General features: G+C 64.1%; 12 protein-coding genes. 6 read left to right on the top strand and 6 right to left on the bottom strand.

Annotation, left to right across the window (positions count from 1 at the left end):
- Positions 1–272: 272 nt before the first annotated feature.
- Positions 273–1046, top strand: coding sequence for a histidinol-phosphatase (gene hisN / locus FJ867_RS05445; protein WP_140496291.1), 774 nt, complete (start codon positions 273–275; stop codon positions 1044–1046).
- A gap of 24 nt (positions 1047–1070) precedes the next feature.
- On the opposite strand, the gene FJ867_RS05440 is transcribed toward hisN, so the two are convergent.
- Positions 1071–1514 carry a hypothetical protein gene (locus tag FJ867_RS05440; protein ID WP_140739824.1) on the bottom strand — a complete coding sequence of 148 codons (444 nt, stop codon included), beginning with the start codon at positions 1512–1514 and terminating at the stop codon, positions 1071–1073.
- 305 nt (positions 1515–1819) lie between these two features.
- Positions 1820–2800: an alpha/beta hydrolase gene (locus FJ867_RS05435; RefSeq protein ID WP_140816732.1), complete on the bottom strand. Its 981-nt coding sequence runs from the start codon at positions 2798–2800 to the stop codon at positions 1820–1822.
- A 469-nt stretch (positions 2801–3269) separates the two neighbouring features.
- Here FJ867_RS05435 and FJ867_RS05430 point away from each other — a divergent pair, with 469 nt between their 5' ends.
- A complete protein-coding gene (locus tag FJ867_RS05430; RefSeq protein WP_140496288.1) occupies positions 3270–3737 on the top strand; it encodes an Hsp20 family protein in 468 nt (155 codons plus the stop codon).
- 73 nt (positions 3738–3810) lie between these two features.
- Here the strand turns inward: FJ867_RS05430 and FJ867_RS05425 are convergent, their stop codons facing one another.
- A complete protein-coding gene (locus tag FJ867_RS05425; RefSeq protein ID WP_140496287.1) occupies positions 3811–4863 on the bottom strand; it encodes a low specificity L-threonine aldolase in 1053 nt (350 codons plus the stop codon).
- Positions 4864–5336: 473 nt separating this feature from the next.
- On the opposite strand from FJ867_RS05425, the gene gltB reads away from it, so the two are divergent.
- Positions 5337–10061 (top strand): glutamate synthase large subunit, encoded by a 4725-nt coding sequence (gene gltB, locus FJ867_RS05420; protein WP_140816730.1) that lies wholly within the window; start codon positions 5337–5339, stop codon positions 10059–10061.
- Between the two features lie 142 nt (positions 10062–10203).
- Positions 10204–11658: a glutamate synthase subunit beta gene (locus tag FJ867_RS05415; protein ID WP_140496285.1), complete on the top strand. Its 1455-nt coding sequence runs from the start codon at positions 10204–10206 to the stop codon at positions 11656–11658.
- A 157-nt stretch (positions 11659–11815) separates the two neighbouring features.
- On the opposite strand, the gene FJ867_RS05410 is transcribed toward FJ867_RS05415, so the two are convergent.
- Positions 11816–13045, bottom strand: coding sequence for a DUF459 domain-containing protein (locus tag FJ867_RS05410; protein ID WP_140560304.1), 1230 nt, complete (start codon positions 13043–13045; stop codon positions 11816–11818).
- A gap of 27 nt (positions 13046–13072) precedes the next feature.
- Complete coding sequence (locus FJ867_RS05405) at positions 13073–14296, bottom strand: lytic murein transglycosylase (RefSeq protein WP_140816728.1); 1224 nt, start codon at positions 14294–14296, stop codon at positions 13073–13075.
- Positions 14297–14497: 201 nt separating this feature from the next.
- Between FJ867_RS05405 and galU the strand changes: the two genes are divergently transcribed.
- On the top strand, positions 14498–15412 hold the full coding sequence (gene galU / locus FJ867_RS05400) for a UTP--glucose-1-phosphate uridylyltransferase GalU (protein WP_181165245.1): 915 nt from the start codon (positions 14498–14500) through the stop codon (positions 15410–15412).
- A gap of 56 nt (positions 15413–15468) precedes the next feature.
- Here galU and FJ867_RS05395 read toward each other — a convergent pair whose 3' ends face one another.
- Complete coding sequence (locus tag FJ867_RS05395; protein ID WP_181168330.1) at positions 15469–17256, bottom strand: outer membrane beta-barrel protein; 1788 nt, start codon at positions 17254–17256, stop codon at positions 15469–15471.
- A 227-nt stretch (positions 17257–17483) separates the two neighbouring features.
- Here FJ867_RS05395 and FJ867_RS05390 point away from each other — a divergent pair, with 227 nt between their 5' ends.
- Entirely contained in the window at positions 17484–18485 is a 1002-nt protein-coding gene (locus FJ867_RS05390) for a KpsF/GutQ family sugar-phosphate isomerase (protein WP_140496281.1), read from the top strand.
- Positions 18486–18500: the final 15 nt, after the last annotated feature.

Genomic DNA, 18500 nt, shown 5'->3' with positions numbered 1-18500 from the left:
TTCGCACGATACGGTCGAAGTCTAGGGAGGAAACGCCCAAGGAGGGCATGGACAGGAAACCCTGTCCGAGATCAAGGGTATGGTGCGCTGCACAAATGTCAAGCGACCTACCGGCTTTTTTAATTCAGAGTGATGTGGAAATTGCGCTTCGGTGGCGCCGGCGTGTTATTCTGGCAACAGTCGGCGCGGCGAAAAATCCTGGAACACCCTTGTCTTGGCGCGGAACTGGCGGCACACGTGGGCTCGGCCATGCTGCAATGCGGGAGAATCAGTTGGACATCAGCATCGATTTCATGCGCCGCATCGCGCAAGCGGCGGCGGCGGAAACCTTGCCGCGCTTCCGCAGCCAGGGCGCGGTCGCCAACAAGGAAAAGGGCAGCTTCGATCCGGTCACCGAAGCCGATCGCGAAGCCGAGCGCGCCATCCGGGCGCTGATATCGGCGCAATATCCGGACCATGGCATTCTCGGCGAGGAACACGGAAGCGAGAATATTTCCAGCAGGCATGTCTGGGTAATCGATCCGATCGACGGCACGCGCGCTTTCATCTCCGGCCTGCCGGTGTGGGGGACGCTGGTCGGATTGACGGTGGAGGGCGATGCCGTTGCCGGATTGATGTCGCAGCCCTTCACCGGCGAGCTCTTCTACGCCAACGCCTCCGGCTCCCATTATGAGGGGCCGGGCGGGCCGCGCAAACTGGTCACACGCAAGACGACGAGCCTTGCTGAAGCAACGCTGTTCACCACGACGCCGGCGCTGTTCCAGGGCGAGGCACGCCTGCGCTACGACCAGTTCGAGAAGCAGGTACAACTCGCTCGCTATGGCACCGACTGCTACGCCTTCGCCATGGTCGCCGCGGGAAGCGTCGACATCGTCGCCGATCCCGGACTGAAGCCCTATGACATCGTGGCGCTGATCCCCATCATCGAGAAGGCGGGCGGCGTGGTCACTACCTTCGACGGCGGGCCGGCCGAGAATGGCGGCGACATATTGGCGGCGGCGACGCCCGAACTCCATGCGGCGGCGATGGCGGCCCTGCGCGGCTGAGCATCCGTTTCGCCGCGATGCGCTTTAGGCGTCCGAGAGACGCAGGCCCCATAGAATGAGCGCGAAAGCGATGAGGCCGGTCGGCGCGGACGAATAGGCGATGGCTTTGATCGCGTACTCCTGAAAGGCGCTTCCATGCGCGGCTCCTGCCGCCAGCGGCATCGTCTCGTTGCCGGCTCCCCAGAGGCTGGCCATCACATAGGCTGCCAGGATGGCCAAGGCTGAATAGATCAGGAACCAGAACGCAATCCGCGACATCGCGACGCCGAGATTGAGCCTGGACCAGACGAGACCCAAAACCAGCAGCAGGACGCCTTGCAAGGCACCGAGCGTGTGAACCGACAATCCGAGCCGCGGTGCGGCGAGGTATGGGATGGCGAACCCTTCGACTGACGAAAACAGCAGGAGGGCGATGCCGAGCTGCAGCAGGCGATGGCCCTGGCGTGGCAGCGTGCCCGATGCGTTCATGGCCGCTCCTCCCGATCCCGTCGACTGACCTCTGCGGACGGTAACTAGCGCCCGGCGCCGGAACGGGAACCAGGCGTCGAGCTGTCTCCGGCCGAACGGCCGAATTGAGAAGCATGCATAGCCGTTAAACCTGCCGAGGCGTCGGCGCGATCATCGTCCGACATTGATCCGTGCAAGACGGCGTGCTGGGAACGGGCGTTGTCGGCGGATAGCGGGGCGACCTGGGGGGCCAACCGGATTATGGAATTTCGCCAACCAGGCATGAGCCGGCGCCGGACCGGCTCCGGTCTCGGCAATACGCGCCATCAGGCCGTCGGGTCGTCGCTGCCGGGAATGAAAGCGTCGAAGGCGGCGAGGAATTGCTCGCGGTAGATGTCGGCCTCCTGCAGGATCTCGTGACGCGCGCCGTCGATCATGAGCAGCGAGCCGAGGCGCAGACGCCTGGAATAGGCTTCCACGGCCTTGGTCGAGACGACCTGATCGGCACCGGCGGCGATGACCAGCAGGGGGACCCGGATGCGGGCCATGAATTCGGGATCGCTTACCGCTTCCGCGGCTTCGGCAGCCGCTCTCAGCCAGCGGATCGTCGGGCCGCCAAGCGCCAGTTGCGGGTGATCCTCGTAGATCTTGGTGTTGCGGCGGTAGCGTTCCGGATCCGTCGTTACCTTGTTGGTGTCGAAGGGAGCGGTAACCTTCGGCCGCGGCCCCCAGGCGGCGTAAAGCCGGCCAAGGCCCAGGGCACAAAACAGCGAACAGACGCGGCGGACCGTCCGGATCGAGACGGGCAGGTCGGGCAAGGTGAAGAACGGCGCGATCAGCACCATGCGCCGCACGCGGTTGACCATGGAGGGCGAAGCAAGCAGCGTGATCACGGCGCCGGCCGAATGGGCAAGGATGTAGTACGGCCCGCGGCAGTCCGGCAGCACGATCTCCTCGAAGAACTGTTCAAGGTCGGCCGTGTGGTCGCGGAAGGACCTGATATAGCCGCGCTGGCGATCACGGATCAGCCGGTCGGAGCCGCCTTGGCCGCGCCAGTCCAGCGTGGCGACGCCAAAACCGCGCGCCGCAAGGTCGCGGATGGTTTCGAAATATTTCTCGATGCACTCGTTGCGGCCGGACAGCAGCACCACGGTGCCCTTCATCGGGCGGGCGACCGCGGCGAACAGGCCATAGCGTATCTTCTTGCCGTCGCGTGCCGTAAAAAAGCCGCCGGTGGCGTTTTCCGGCCGCGGGTTGCCCTCAGTTTCATGAAAAAGGGGAGTTTCGTGAAAAGGGAGATCCGTCATTCGGCGCTTCGTGCTCGGCGTCTCGCATGCCTGCCTGTCGTGGCCGGCCTCGCCAAGGTTGATAGCCGTCCATGGGCCAAAAGCAAAGGAATTCCGGGAGCGTCGGATCGGCAACAGGGAAGGCCGGAAGCCGCTATGAGCGCGCCTCCGGCCCCTGTCGATCCGGGAGGAAGGGACGTTGCACCCGGTTCGGCCTCGTCGCGGCGCCCGGTCCATGCAAATCCGGCGCCGCTTGTCCTTGATGTCGAGAGCAGTCTAGCGGCGGCTGTCTGAACGCGCGCAAAAGCGCCGGTTCATCTGCCGTTCATCCTCGATTTTTGCCGGGAGGCAAAATCTTGAAATGGCTTTGCCCGCTCCCCAAATGTGGATTGCGGCCGCCAATGTCGGGGCCGCTGGTCAAACCGGAACGCCGCTCACGGGTTTCGCACCGGCCAAACGCAAACCTTGTTGCTCAACAGGAGAACACACCATGCGTCACGTTGATTTTTCCCCGCTCTATCGCTCGACCGTCGGCTTCGACCGTCTCTTCACCATGCTTGATTCCCTTGCGCAGCCCGATGGCGCGCAGACCTATCCGCCCTACAATATCGAGCGCACCGGTGAGGATGCCTACCGCATCTCGATGGCTGTCGCCGGCTTCTCGGACGAGGAGATCTCGATCGAGGCCCACCGCAATGTGCTGACCGTGAAAGGCGAGCGCAAGGATGAGGGCACCGGCGAGGGTTCCGAACTGCTCTATCGCGGCATTGCCTCCAGGGCCTTCGAGCGCCGCTTCCAGCTTGCCGACCACGTCGAGGTCGTGGGCGCCACGCTGAAGAACGGCCTGCTCTTTGTCGACCTGAAGCGCAACATCCCCGAGGAACTGAAGCCGCGCAAGATCGCGATCACTTCGGCTCCGGCCAAGGCCAAGCAGATCGAGGCCAAGACCGCTGCGTAATCCCTAAGTCTCCTCCCGAGACGGAAGCGGCGCCGAAAGGCGCCGCTTCTTTTTTTTTTGCCGGGAACAGCAATTACCCGGCGATCAACTGGCCAAAGCGGTCGACTTCCTCTGACGTCGTCGCAAAACTGGTGACGAAGCGATAGAGCAATTCGTCCTCGCCGATATGGCCTTCGAAGCCATGCGGCTTGTGCCAGTCGTAGAAAACAGCACCCGCCGCCTGCAGCCTGTCGGCTTCAGCCTTTTTCATCACCGCGAAAACCTCGTTCGCTTGCGGCAGCCAGGCCAGTTTCGCCGTCTCGGAATCCTCGATCGCCGCGGCAAGGCGGGCAGCCATGGCATTGGCGTGCCTGGCGGTGTCAAGCCACAGGCCGTCGCGGAAATAAGCCTCGAACTGTGCCGCGATAAAGCGCGATTTGGAAAACAGCTGGGCGGCGCGCTTGCGCAGGAAGGCCAATTCCCGGGCACGCTCGAGATCGAACAGCACGATCGCCTCGGCGCACCAGCAGCCGTTCTTGGTGCCGCCGAAAGACAGTATGTCGACGCCACTTTTCCAGGTCATTTCGGCGGGCGTCGTGTCGAGCGCGACCAGTGCATTGGCAAAGCGGGCGCCGTCCATATGCAATGGCACGGAATGTTGCCGCGCGATGGCCGAGATCGCGGCGATGTCATGCAGGCCGTAGACCGTGCCGACCTCCGTCGACTGGGTGATCGAGACCGCCATCGGCCGGCCCCAATGGACCACCTCGCCGGCGAAACGGCCGATCGCCGTTTCCAGATTGTGCGGATCGATCCGGCCCAGCGCGCCATCGACGGCATGCAGCCGCGAGCCGCCAGAGAAATATTCCGGTGCGCCGCACTCATCTTCGATGACATGCGATTCGCGATGAGCGAAGGAAATGCCGCCGGGCTTGTTGTAGGCGGTCAGCGCCAGCGAATTGGCGGCGGTGCCGGTGGCCACGAAGAACACCGCAACCTCGCGTTCGAAGATTTCGCTGAAGCGTTGGCAGACGGCCTGGTCGAGCGCGCCATCGCCATAGGCAGTGGAAAAGCCGCCGGCGTGGGCCGAGAGGCCGGAGGCGATGTTGGGGTGGGCGCCTGCCCAATTGTCGGAAGCGAAGAACATGCATCTGCCTGTGCTGGGAAAATCGCTGCAACCTTGACCGGTTTCATGGCTGGCTCGCAAGGGCCAGACGCCAGAAAACGGGTAAAGCCAGCGAACTGCCGAAAACCGGCAGGGACGGAAGCTTGCGTTTAGCGGGTATTTCACGAAACTTTGTGTCGCGGAACGCCGAAGTTTTTTGTGAATCGGTCTTGTATGCGCCCGGCTTTTCTGCCATAAAAATTTAGGACAGTAGTGCTGTCTTATTTTGTCGCGCAAAACAGGCTGGATTGGCGTATTCTAAGCCTCTCCGGCTTTTGCCGCGAGCGACAGGTGGACGGCCGTGCTCTGGCCTGTACGATACCGGATGCGAACCGCGCGGCGAGCCGCATGGTTCGGCAAGGATTTCGCAAGACGTGCCGTAAGGATGAAGGGGAAGCAATGCGCTTCCCGAGGCAAACCAGCGCCCGCAAGGACGCGGAATGGAGGACAGGACGATGACGGAATTGACGCACGCTGCGACGAACGGCAAGGCCGCGCAGACGAAAGCGGCAGCCGTCAAAACCCTGGCCAATACCCGCCGCACCGGTTTGACCGCCCAGGGCCTTTACGATCCGCGCAACGAGCACGATGCCTGCGGTGTCGGCTTCATCGTCAACATGAAGGGCGCGAAGTCGCACACGATCGTCGAGGACGGGCTTTCCATGCTCGAAAACCTGACGCATCGCGGCGCCGTCGGCGCCGATCCGCTGATGGGCGACGGCGCGGGCGTGCTGGTGCAGATTCCCGACGGCTTCTTCCGCGAGGAGATGGCCGCGCAGGGCGTCGAGCTGCCGCCGGCGGGGCAGTATGGCGTCGGCCATTGGTTCATGCCGCAGGATGCCGCGCTGCGCGCCCATGTCGAGGACATCATTGCCGAATCGGCGCAGTCCGAGGGGCTGCCGCTGCTCGGCTTCCGTGACGTGCCGGTCGACAATTCGTCGCTCTCCAAGGCCCCGGATATCGTGGCATCCGAGCCGTTCCACCGGCAGGTCTTCATCGGACGCACGGCCGACATTCCCGACGACGAGGAGTACGAGGCCAGGCTCTATCTGCTGCGCAAGGTCATATCGGGCCGCATCTACGCCGAGAACGACAACAAGGACATCGGCGCCTACTGCGTGTCGCTGTCGGCGCGCACCATCGTCTACAAGGGCATGTTCCTGGCCTATCAGGTCGGAGCCTATTACAAGGACCTGTCCGATCCGCGCTTCGAAACGGCGCTGATCCTGGTCCACCAGCGCTTCTCCACCAACACCTTCCCCTCGTGGAAGCTGGCGCATCCCTATCGCATGGTCGCGCACAATGGCGAGATCAACACCGTGCGCGGCAACAACAACTGGATGGCGGCGCGCCAGGCGTCGGTGGATTCGGAGCTGTTCGGCAACAACATCTCCAAGCTCTGGCCGATCTCCTATGAGGGCCAGTCCGACACCGCATGTTTCGACAATGCGCTCGAGTTCCTGTTCCAGGGCGGATACAGCCTCAGCCACGCCATGATGATGCTGATCCCGGAAGCCTGGGCCGGCAACAAGCTCATGGACGCCGACCGCAAGGCCTTCTACGAATACCACGCGGCGCTGATGGAGCCGTGGGACGGGCCCGCCGCGGTCGCCTTCACCGACGGGCGCCAGATCGGCGCCACGCTCGACCGCAACGGCTTGCGGCCAGCGCGCTACATCGTCACCGACGACGACCGGGTCATCATGGCGTCGGAGGCCGGCGCGCTGCCTGTGCCGGAGGAAAAGATCGTCCAGAAGTGGCGGCTGCAGCCCGGCCGCATGCTCTTGATCGATCTTGCCAAGGGCCGCATCGTTTCCGACGAGGAGATCAAGTCGGAGATCGCCACCAGGCATCCCTACAAGACCTGGCTCGCCAATACGCAGCTCATCCTGGAGGACCTGAAGCCGGTCGAGCCGCGCGCGCTGCGCAAGGATGTCAGCCTGCTCGACCGCCAGCAGGCGTTCGGCTACACCCAGGAAGACACCAAGCTCTTGATGTCGCCGATGGCCACCACAGGCCAGGAAGCCGTCGGTTCGATGGGCACCGACACGCCGATCTCGGCAATGTCGGACAGATCGAAGCTGCTCTACACCTATTTTAAGCAGAACTTCGCCCAGGTCACCAATCCGCCGATCGATCCGATCCGCGAGGAACTGGTGATGAGCCTGGTGTCCTTCATCGGCCCGCGGCCCAACATTTTCGACCTGGTCGGCAGTTCGCGCCGCAAGCGGCTGGAAGTGCGCCAGCCGATCCTGACCAATGGCGATCTCGAAAAGATCCGCTCCATCGGCCACACCGAGGATCGGTTCGACACCAAGACGATCGACATCACCTATGCCTCGATCGAGGGCGCGGCCGGCATGCAGGGCGCCATCGATCGGCTGTGCGAGCGGGCGGAAGCGGCGGTCGCCGGCGGCTACAACATCATCATTCTGTCCGACCGCCAGCTCGGGCCGGACCGCATCGCCATTCCCGCGCTTCTGGCCACGGCCGCGGTGCATCATCATCTGATCCGCAAGGGGCTGCGTACTTCGGTCGGGCTCGTCGTGGAATCCGGCGAGCCGCGCGAAGTGCATCATTTCTGCTGCCTCGCCGGTTACGGCGCCGAAGCGATCAATCCCTATCTCGCCTTCGACACGCTGCTCGACATGCACAAGCGCGGCGAACTGCCTGAAGAGGTCGACGCCTACGAAGTCGTGTCGCGCTACATCAAGTCCATCGGCAAGGGCATCCTCAAGGTGATGTCGAAGATGGGCATCTCGACCTATCAGTCCTATTGCGGCGCGCAGATCTTCGACGCCATCGGGCTGAAGACCGATTTCGTGGAGAAGTATTTCACCGGCACCGCCACGCTGATCGAAGGCGTCGGGCTGGACGAGATCGCCGAGGAGACGTTCAGGCGTCATACGGATGGTTTCGGCAACGATCCGGTGCTGCGCAACAGCCTGGATGTCGGCGGCGAATACCTGTTCCGCATGCGCGGCGAGGCGCATATGTGGTCGCCCGACGCGGTCGCCACCTTGCAGCATGCCGTGCGTCAGGGGTCTTGGGAGACCTTCAAGGAGTATTCCGCGCAGATCGACAGCGAGACGGCGCGCGCGCAGACCATTCGTGGCCTGTTCAAGATCAGGCTGGCGGAAGATACCGGCCGCAAGAAGGTCCGTCTCGACGACGTCATGCCGGCGGCCGAGATCGTCAAGCGTTTCTCGACCGGCGCGATGTCGTTCGGCTCGATCTCCAGGGAAGCGCATACGACGCTGGCGCGCGCCATGAACGCCATCGGCGGCAAGTCGAACACTGGCGAGGGCGGCGAAGAGGCAGACCGCTATCTGCCGCTGCCCGGCGGCGGCAAGAACCCCGAACGTTCGGCGATCAAGCAGATCGCTTCCGGACGGTTCGGCGTGACGACCGAATATCTCGTCAACTCCGACGTCATGCAGATCAAGGTGGCGCAAGGCGCCAAGCCCGGCGAGGGCGGCCAGTTGCCCGGCCACAAGGTCGACGCCACCATCGCCAAGGTCCGGCACTCGACGCCCGGCGTCGGCCTGATCTCGCCGCCGCCGCATCACGACATCTATTCGATCGAGGATCTGGCGCAGCTGATCTACGATCTGAAGAACGTCAACCCGGCGGCCGACATTTCGGTCAAGCTGGTGTCGGAGGTCGGGGTCGGCACGGTCGCGGCGGGCGTCGCCAAGGCGCGCGCCGACCACATCACCATCTCGGGCTACGATGGCGGCACGGGTGCCTCGCCGCTGACGTCGCTCAAGCATGCCGGCAGCCCGTGGGAGATGGGCCTTGCCGAGACGCACCAGACGCTGGTGCTCAACGGTCTCAGGTCGCGCGTGGCGCTGCAGGTCGATGGCGGATTGCGCACGGGGCGCGACGTCATCATCGGCGCGCTGCTCGGCGCCGACGAGTTCGGCTTCTCGACCGCGCCGTTGATCGCGGCCGGCTGCATCATGATGCGCAAATGCCATCTCAACACCTGCCCGGTCGGCGTGGCGACGCAGGATCCGGTGCTGCGCAAGCGCTTCAAGGGCACGCCCGAGCACGTCATCAACTTCTTCTTCTATGTCGCTGAAGAGGTGCGCGGACTGCTTGCCGAAATGGGCTTCACCCATATCGACCAGATCATCGGCGACGCCGATCTCCTGGAAAAGCGCGACGTGATCCAGCATTGGAAGGCGCGCGGGCTCGACTTCTCGAAGATGTTCTACAAGCCCGATGCGCCACATGAGGCGGTGCACTGGACCGAGCGGCAGAAGCACCCGATCGACGACGTGCTCGACCGCAAGCTGATCGAGCTGGCCAAGCCGGCACTGGAGGCCAAGCAGCCGGTCAAGATCGAGGTCGACATCCGCAATGTCGATCGTTCGGCGGGCGCCATGCTGTCGGGCGAGGTGGCCAAGCGCTTCAGGCACAAGGGCCTGCGCGAGGATACGATCCAGGTGAAGCTGACCGGCACCGCCGGCCAGTCCTTCGGCGCCTTCCTGGCGCGCGGCATCTCCTTCGAGCTGGTCGGCGCCGGCAACGACTATGTCGGCAAGGGCCTGTCGGGCGGCCGCATCGTCATCCGGCCGCCCGATGAAGCCAAGATCGTCGCGGCCGAGTCCATCATCGCCGGGAACACGGTGCTCTATGGCGCTACCGAAGGCGAGGCCTATTTCGCCGGTGTCGCCGGCGAGCGCTTCGCGGTGCGCAACTCGGGCGTCGTCACCGTCGTCGAGGGCGTCGGCGACCATGGCTGCGAATACATGACCGGCGGCATCGTCGTCGTCATCGGCAAGACCGGCCGCAACTTCGCCGCCGGCATGTCGGGCGGCGTTGCCTATGTGCTGGACGAGGCGGGCGATTTCGCCGAGCGCTGCAACATGGCCATGGTCGAGCTGGAGCCGGTGCCGGAAGAAGACGACCTGATGGAAAAGCTGCTGCACCATGGCGGCGACCTCGACCACAAGGGCCGCGTCGACGTCTCGGGTGACATGACCAGCCATGACGAGGAGCGGCTCTACCAGCTGATCTCGAACCACGTGCACTATACGGGTTCGGTGCGCGGCCGCGAGATCCTCGACAATTGGGCGGGGTTCCGGCCGAAATTCCGCAAGATCATGCCGGTCGAATACCGCCGCGCGCTGATCGAGATGGAACGCATGCGCATGAGCGTGGCGGCCGAATAGATCTTCGCAAAGGCCGGGAAGCCCAGGCTTCCCGGCTCCATGTCACTGATAATTTGACCTCTCGCGGAAGGTTGCCACGGCTGCCTGAAGAGGTTAACGGGTGCGGCGAAAACCGCACCATCTGGACAGCAGGAACTGGACTATGGGCAAGGTAACAGGCTTTCTCGAGATCGACCGGCAGGTGCACAAGTATCAGCCGGCCTCCGACCGCATTCGGCATTTCCGCGAGTTTACGCTGCCGATGTCGGACAAGGAGGTCGAGAAACAGGCCGCGCGCTGCATGGATTGCGGCATCCCGTTCTGTCACGGGCCGACCGGCTGCCCAATCCACAACCAGATCCCGGACTGGAACGACCTCGTCTATAACAGGGACTGGGACAATGCGATCCGCAACCTGCATTCGACCAACAATTTCCCCGAATTCACCGGCCGCATCTGCCCCGCGCCTTGCGAGGAAGCCTGCACGCTGAACCTCGAGGACATTCCGGTGGCCATCAAGACGGTCGAGCAGGCGATCGCCGACAAGGCCTACGAGACCGGCCATATCAGGCCCTATCCGCCGGAGAGGAAGACGGGCAAGCGCGTCGCCGTCATCGGCTCCGGCCCGGCCGGCATGGCCGCCGCCCAGCAGCTCGGCCGCGCCGGCCATGATGTCCATGTCTACGAGCGCGAAAGCCGGCCAGGCGGGCTGATGCGCTACGGCATTCCGGACTTCAAGATCGAGAAGCACTATATCGATCGTCGCATCGAGCAGATGCAGGGCGAAGGCGTGACCTTCCATTGCGGCGTCAATGTCGGCATCGACAAGCCCGTGGCCGAACTGCTCGCCGAGCATGACGCGGTGCTCTATTGCGGCGGATCCGAGACCCCGCGCGCGGCCAATATCCCCGGCGACGATCTCGGCGGCGTCTATGACGCGATGCCCTATCTCGTGCAGCAGAACCGGCGTGTCGGCGGCGAGCCGATCCAGTCGGTGGCGTGGCCGTCGCACCCGATCATCGCCAGCGGCCAGCATGTCGTCGTCGTCGGCGGCGGCGATACCGCTTCCGACTGCGTCGGCACCGCCTTCCGCCAAGGCGCCGTGCGCGTCACCCAGCTCGACATCCGTCCGCAGCCGCCGGAGAAGGAAGACAAGCTCGCCGTCTGGCCCTACTGGGCGACCAAGATGCGCACCTCCTCCTCGCAGGCCGAGGGCGCCGAGCGCGAATTCCAGGTGGCGACACTCGAATTCATCGGCGAGGAAGGCCAGCTGACCGGTGTCAAATGCTGCGAGGTCGACGACAAGCGCCGACCGATCGTCGGCACCGAGTTCGTCATCCGCGCCGATCTCGCCTTCATCGCCATCGGCTTTGCCGGGCCGGCCATGGCCGGCGTGGTGTCGGAGCTCGAAGGGGATATGAAGATCGTCACCGACAGCCGACGCTCCCGCAATGTCGAGGCCAATGACCGCGACTACCGGACCAGCGTCGACAGGCTCTATGCCGCGGGTGACGTGCGCCGCGGCCAGTCGCTGGTGGTCTGGGCCATCCGCGAGGGTCGCCAGGCGGCGCGTTCGATCGACGAGGCATTGATGGGTTCGAGCGTCCTGCCCCGCTGAGACCGTTTGGAAACTCTACTCCTGCGGCCATCTGAAGGCGTTTCTGCGCTTCCGGTGCTCACGTACCCCAAAGTACGCTCCGCTCCGGTTCTCGAAAACGCCATCATATGACTCGCAGCAGCGAGTTCCGAAAACGGTTTCGGGCCCCTCCGCGTTGCTAAGGAGTGATGGCCGTCGTCGTGCCAGCCCTGGCGGCCGCGGCTGCCGGATTTGTCTTCGGCGGCCAGGCGAAATCGTCGGCGCGGCCGGGCGAAGCCACCGGCGCCTTGCCCTCGACCACCAGTTTTTCGCCGGGCAGGCCCGGGTTGGCCTTCGCGGGCGGTCCGGCGCCGAGCAGTTCCGTGCCGCCGTCGAGCGCCGGATCGCTGAGCAGCATCGGCGCGGTGCGGTCAATGACGATGGGAGCGGCGGCCGGCGCCGGCGCCTCGACCGGCGCGCCGGCAGGAGCAGCGGTCGGGGCGACGCTTCCCGGCGCGGCCAGGCCCAGGACCTTCATCAGCGGCTTTTCGGTATAGAAGGCGAGCTTGCGCTTGCCGGCCTTCGACATGTTGATGCCGTCATCGGAGCGCAGCCGCACGGGCTGGCCGTTGATGTCGGGGCCACTAGTGACGAAGGCGCCGTTCTCATCGACGAATCCATCCCAGATATCGACAAATTCGCCGCCATGGCTTTCGGCCGCCTGACGGTAGATGTCGTTGAAGGCGAGCATGTCGGATGTCATCTTCGAAACCCTGAACGCCGGCATGCCGACCCACAGGAAAGGCACCTTGGCCGTGGCGATGGCCTTGCCGAACGCTTCGGTGCGGCGCTCGTATTCCTTGGTCCAGGTCTCGGAACGGGGCTGCTCGCGCACATCCCCCACCTTCATCGGCTGGCGGTCGTTGGAACCCAGCATCACGACCACGGCGGCGGGCTTTTCGGTCTCTATCAATGATTTGATCTGTTCTGGCCAATTGTAGAAATCATCGCGCACGAAGCCCGACGAGCCATTGGAGCGAACGACGATCCTGACGCCGGTATTCTCGGCAAAGGCGGTGTCTAGACCTTCGGCGAGCCCGGCCGCCATGAAATCGCCGACCACCAGGACGACCCGGGCGTCCGGCGCCTTCTCGGCGATCGGGATTTCCGGTTCCGCGGGCGGACGCGGCGCGCGCGGCTTTTTTGCCTTGGGCCTGGGCCTTGGTTTCTGGATGTCCAGCGGCGGCTCGATCCGCTCGCTGCGGCGCGGGAACAGAAGGTCACGCAATGACCAGCCGCGGCTTTGCTGCTCCTGCGCCATGGCGGGCGCATGGAAGGCGCCTGCCATGGCGACGGCGAGCACGGCGACGGCCAGGAACAGCACCAGCATGCGGGGAATGAAGGTCCCGATGCGCGCAGCCCAAGCCAATCGCTCCTCCTCAGTTCATGACAGGCCCTATTTTTGCCTGAGCCATTTTAGCACTTCCATGCTCGGATAGCCGTCCTGGGTCAAGCCGACCTTTGCCTGATAGGCCATGATGGCCGACTTCGACCCGTCGCCGATCTTGCCGTCGAATTTGCCATCATAAAGGCCGTGCTGGGAAAGCCGCTTCTGCAATTCCTGCCTTTCCTCGAACGTCAGCTTGGTGAAAGGCCGTTTCCAGTCCTGTACGAGGCCGGTGGAACCGGCGATCTCGTCGGCAAGAAGGCCAACGGCAAGCGCGTATTTGTCGGCATTGTTGTAAGCCTTGATGACCGAGAAATTCCTGATCATCAGGAAGGCGGGACCGCCGCGGCCATCCGGTACTTTCAACGTCGCCTTGTCGCTGAGGTTCCTGAACGGCTTGCCGCTCGCCCTGACCACGCCGAGCGCCTGCCATTGCGCCAGCGTCCTGGAGCCTGCAGGCAGCTTGCCGGCCGGCAAGGCCACCTCGTAGCCCCAGGTCTTGCCGGCCTGCCAGCCATTCTTCTTGAGCAGATTGGCTGATGTCGCCAAGGCATCGGGAATGGAATTCCAGATGTCGCGCTTGCCGTTGCCGTCCATGTCCACCGCATAGTGCTGGTAGCTGGTCGGGATGAACTGGGTCTGGCCCATGGCGCCCGCCCAGGAGCCCATGAGGTGGCTCTCGTCGATGTCGCCGGTCTGGAGGATCTTCAGTGCGGCGACCAGTTGCGTGCGGGCATATTTCGACCGCTTCTGATCGCCATAGGCCAGGGTCGCCAGCGAGCGGACGACATTGCGCATGATGTCGTCGCGCTTGAGGATCTCGCCATAGTTGGATTCCATCGACCAGATGGCCAGCAGGACGTTGCGGTCAACGCCGAACCTCGCCTCGATCCTGTCCAGCCACGGCTTCCATTTCCTGGCCATCTGCTGGCCGACCGCGACCGACTGGTCGTGGACGCGGTTGTCGAAATAATCCCAGGCGGGTGCGGTGAATTCCGGCTGGGTTCGGGCTTTTTCCAGCACCACCGGATCGGGTTCGTCGATGCCCCTGAAGGCGCGGTCATAGACGGCGCCGGAAACGCCCCCCTGCACCGCGGTGGCGCGGAAGCCGGCGATCCATTGCCGGAAGCCGGCATCGGCGAAGGCCGGCCCGGCAGGCATCAGCATGGCGAGCGAGAGGCTGGCGGCCGTCATGACGCTGGTTAAACGCTTTGCGGCATTGCGAACGGACATCTTTTCCTCCTTCTCCGTCTTGGGAAAGACCATTCATCGCCGAACCAGGTTAGGAATTGGTTTACCATAGGCCGCCCCTGGAACGAAAAGGCGCCTCGATGCTTCTACCGGTGCAAGTTTCCCTTCATTCGCCCGATAATCCTGAATTCCGGCGTGAAAATGTCGCGGCGCGGGATTGCGGAGCCGGCCTGCAAACGGATAATTGAAGGCATGAAGAGAGTTCGCAAGGCAGTTTTCCCGGTCGCAGGTCTCGGCACGCGGTTTCTCCCGGCCACCAAGGCCGTCCCCAAGGAAATGCTTACCGTCGTCGACCGGCCCGTCATCCAATACGTTGTGGACGAGGCGCGCGAGGCAGGCATCGAGCATTTCATCTTCGTCACCGGGCGCAACAAGGCGGTCATCGAGGATCACTTCGATATCCAGTTCGAGCTCTATGACACGCTCGCCCAGCGCGGCAAGGACGACCAGCTCGCCAGGCTGCAGCGGCTGCAGCCCGGGCCGGGACAGACCAGCTTCACTCGCCAGCAGGTGCCGCTCGGACTTGGCCATGCCGTCTGGTGCGCGCGCGAACTGGTCGGCGACGAGCCGTTCGCGCTGTTGTTGCCCGACATGATCATGCAGTCGGAAAAGAGCTGCATGAGGGACATGGTCGACCTCTATGCCGAGACCGGCAACAACATCATCGCGGTTCAGGAATGCGATCCCGCCGAGACCCATAAATACGGCATCGTCGGCCGGGGCGAAGCCACCCATCATGGCTTCCGCATCACCGAGATGGTGGAAAAGCCGAAGACCGGCACCGCGCCCTCCAATCTCTACATCAATGGCCGCTACATATTGCAGCCCGAGATTTTCAAAATCCTCGAAGGCCAGGAGAAGGGCGCCGGAAACGAGATCCAGCTCACGGACGCAATGCTGAAGCTGGAGAAGCAGCAGCCCTTCTACGGCTACCACTTTCAGGGCCGCACCTTCGATTGCGGATCGCCGGAAGGGTTCGTCGAGGCCAATGTGGCCTTCGCGCTCTGGCGCAACGACATGAACCAGAGCATGGCCGGCGTTATCCGCAGGCTTCTCGACGAGATGGCGCCTTCGGAGGACGTTGTGGCGGCGCTTTAAGGGAGGCGCTGTCTGGCCGATGTCTCGGATGCGGCACGCAGCTTAGCGGCCCGCGCTTACCGCTGCACCTTCAAGCCGAGATAGATGCTGTTGGCGGTGTAGTCGCGGCCAGGCAGGTTGCTGGTGAGCTTCTCGGTCCTGGCGCGGGTGGTGAGGCCGGCATAGCGGTTCAGCCACCATGTCAGCCCGGCTTCGGCGCTCAGCACCCTGTCATGGCCGTCTATGCCGATATAATCGCGCCAGTCCAGGCCCAGCGCGGCATTGCCGGTCAGGTTGGCGCGGATCTGGCGTTCGGCCGTGAGGCGGCCGGAATAGAGGATGTCGCCGCTTTCACCTGCGGTGGTCGTGGGCTCGACCGTGGTCCGCCCGGTCAGGCCGATCGTGGTGCCGCGTTCGGGCGACCATTTCAGGTCGGCGTCCACGGTGGCACCCGCGATCGCCCCCAGGCGGTCGTCGTCGATCGCTTCCCGCAGCCAGCCGGCCGAGAACTCGCCGGCGAGCTTCTCGCCCATGTCGAGCTCGAGGCCGGCGCGGGCACCAAGCCGCGTTGATGAACGCTCGAAACCTTCATTGTCGAAGCGTTGATCATAGGCCCTGCGCCCGAGCTCGATTTCGGTGAAAGGCGTAAGGGCAGGGGAGATTTCGTAGCCGGTGCGCAAGGTCGCCGTATAAAGCGTGGAGTTACGATCCTTCTGCGACAGCGAGGTGTCGTCAGAAAGCTTGGCATCGCCATAGAAGTCGTGCGAGACCGCGCCGGTCAAAGTGTATTGCGCCTTGCCGACGTCCTTTTCGATGCCGAGGCTGCCGTCGATGGTCTGGCGCAGCGGTTGCTTGCTGACGCCTGCAATGGCGTCGGGCGACGAGGCCGATTCCGGCACGGCCTCGTAACCGAGCTTGGCGACGGCGCGTTGCTCGTTGTCGAGGTCGACATTGAGCTGGCCTTCGATGCGGCCTTGCTCATTGTGAACCGGGTAGCCCGAGACGGTCTCGCGGAAGAGGCCATAACCATCAATGGTCGCGGAGTTCTCGCGCCAGTCGGAGGCGGCGGAAAAGCGCAGTGCCGTCTCGGACAGCAGCGCCGCTTTGCCGGCACTGCTGGAATCGCCGTTCGAGGTGGCGGTCAGGCCCTGCTCCAGCGTCGGCCTTATGACGAAGGAGCCCCATTTGATGCCTGGAGCGGCGAACGGATCGTCCTCGATTTTCTTCTTCTGCCCTTCGATGGAAGCGGTGCGTTCGGCGCCCGGATCGAGCTGCTGCCGGTCGACGCTGTCGATCGTGACGGCGCGGCGGTTGGCGGTCTCCTGGTCGGTGCCGGTGCCGGTGCCGGTGACGGTGGCGTCGGCATCGTCGGCCGTGCTGGCGGTCGTGGTCGCGTCGGTCGTCGCGGTGGTGTTCTTTTTCTTTGTCTTCGCCCTGTCGGCGGCCTTGTCCGCATTGGCCTGCCCGGTGGCCGATGGCCGGCGTGGTTTGGGCGGAGGCGGATTGTCGGCGGTCACGTCGTCACCGGCCGCCGGCGGGTCGAAGATGCTGCCAGTGGGCGAGGCGGCACCGCTATCGTCAGGAGCAGCGCCGGCGCTGGCGGGCAGATAGGTGCGCGACGGCGTGTCGTCCTGACCGGCGGCATTCGCTGGCTGCTGTTGACCCTGACTGGCTATGGCGGCCAGTCTCGCTTTGCGCTGCTGGTCGGACAGGATCGCCGATTCCGAGACCTCGCCGCGCAGCTCCGTTTCCTGGGCGAAGGACAGTGTCGGTCGCGGCAGGCCGAAGATGCTGGTCGCCAGCAGCAAGGCGCAGGCAGCCTTGCTCTTTCGCCTTCTCGTCTTTTCTGACTGGGCCCCGGACATCGCCACCACTGCTTGCGCGGCGCGAGCGCGCGCCATACTTACCGAACCGTAAATGGGGATGGTTAACGGAGGGTTGAGGCGGGGGGCGATTGCTTTTCCAAGCGCTCATTGTTCCAGGCCTCGACATTCGTGACCTTGCGCTTCGTTCATTCGAACCGCTCTCCTAGACGGTCGGGGGAGGCATTTCCGTTGGACAGGCGCGGCACAAAGCGCTAATCGCATCGGCCATGGATGCGCGATCCCTCGACAAGAAGCCGTTGGACAGACAGGCCTCGATCGCTTCGGCGCTAAGAACGGTGGCGACCGAACAGGCGGGAGTGGCAGCGCTGGCCGAGGCGCTCGAAAACGGGCTGGCGAAGCCCTTTGCCGAAGCGGTCGACATGATCTCGAGGATCGAAGGCCGGGTCATCGTCACCGGCGTCGGCAAAAGCGGCCATATCGGCTCGAAGATCGCCGCGACCCTGGCCTCGACCGGAACGCCGGCCTTTTTCGTCCACCCCGCTGAAGCCAATCACGGCGATCTCGGCATGATCGCCAGGGACGATGCCATCATCGCCATGTCATGGTCGGGCGAAAGCAAGGAGATGATGGGCATCGTCGCCTATTCCAGGCGCTTCTCCATCCCGCTCATTGCAATCACGTCCGGTGAGACATCGGCGCTGGCGCGCGCCGCCGATGTCGTGCTTTTGCTGCCGCGTGCGCCGGAAGCCTGCCCGCATGGCCTGGCGCCGACGACATCGGCACTGCTGCAACTGGTGATGGGCGACGCACTGGCGATCGCCCTGCTCGAGGCGCGGGGTTTCACGCCCGATCATTTCCGCACCTTCCATCCCGGCGGCCAGCTCGGCGCCAACCTGATGCAGATCCGCGAGATCATGCATGTCGGCGAGAGATTGCCGCTGGTCGTTTCGGGCACCGGCATGCAGGACGCGATCCTGGAGTTGTCGCGCAAGGGCTTCGGCTGCGTGGCGGTCACCGCCGCCGACGGCGCGCTGATCGGCATCGTCACCGATGGCGACATCAGGCGTCACATAGGCAGCAACCTGACGGCGATGACCGTCGATCAGGTGATGACGAGATCTCCCAAGACCGCGGCGCCGGACACGCTGGTGGCGACCGCACTGCAGACGATCAACAATTCAGCCATCACCAGCCTGATGGTGGTGGAGGGCAACAAGCCCGTCGGGCTCGTCCACCTGCACGATCTTTTGCGCATCGGCGCTGCGTAGGGCAGTTCACCGTTT

The sequence above is a fragment of the Mesorhizobium sp. B2-5-3 genome, assembly GCF_006441005.1.
In the GTDB taxonomy this organism is placed as follows: Bacteria; Pseudomonadota; Alphaproteobacteria; order Rhizobiales; family Rhizobiaceae; genus Mesorhizobium.
The sequence above is the reverse complement of the archived record's forward strand: the minus strand, read 5'-3'. Positions and strand labels throughout refer to the sequence as shown.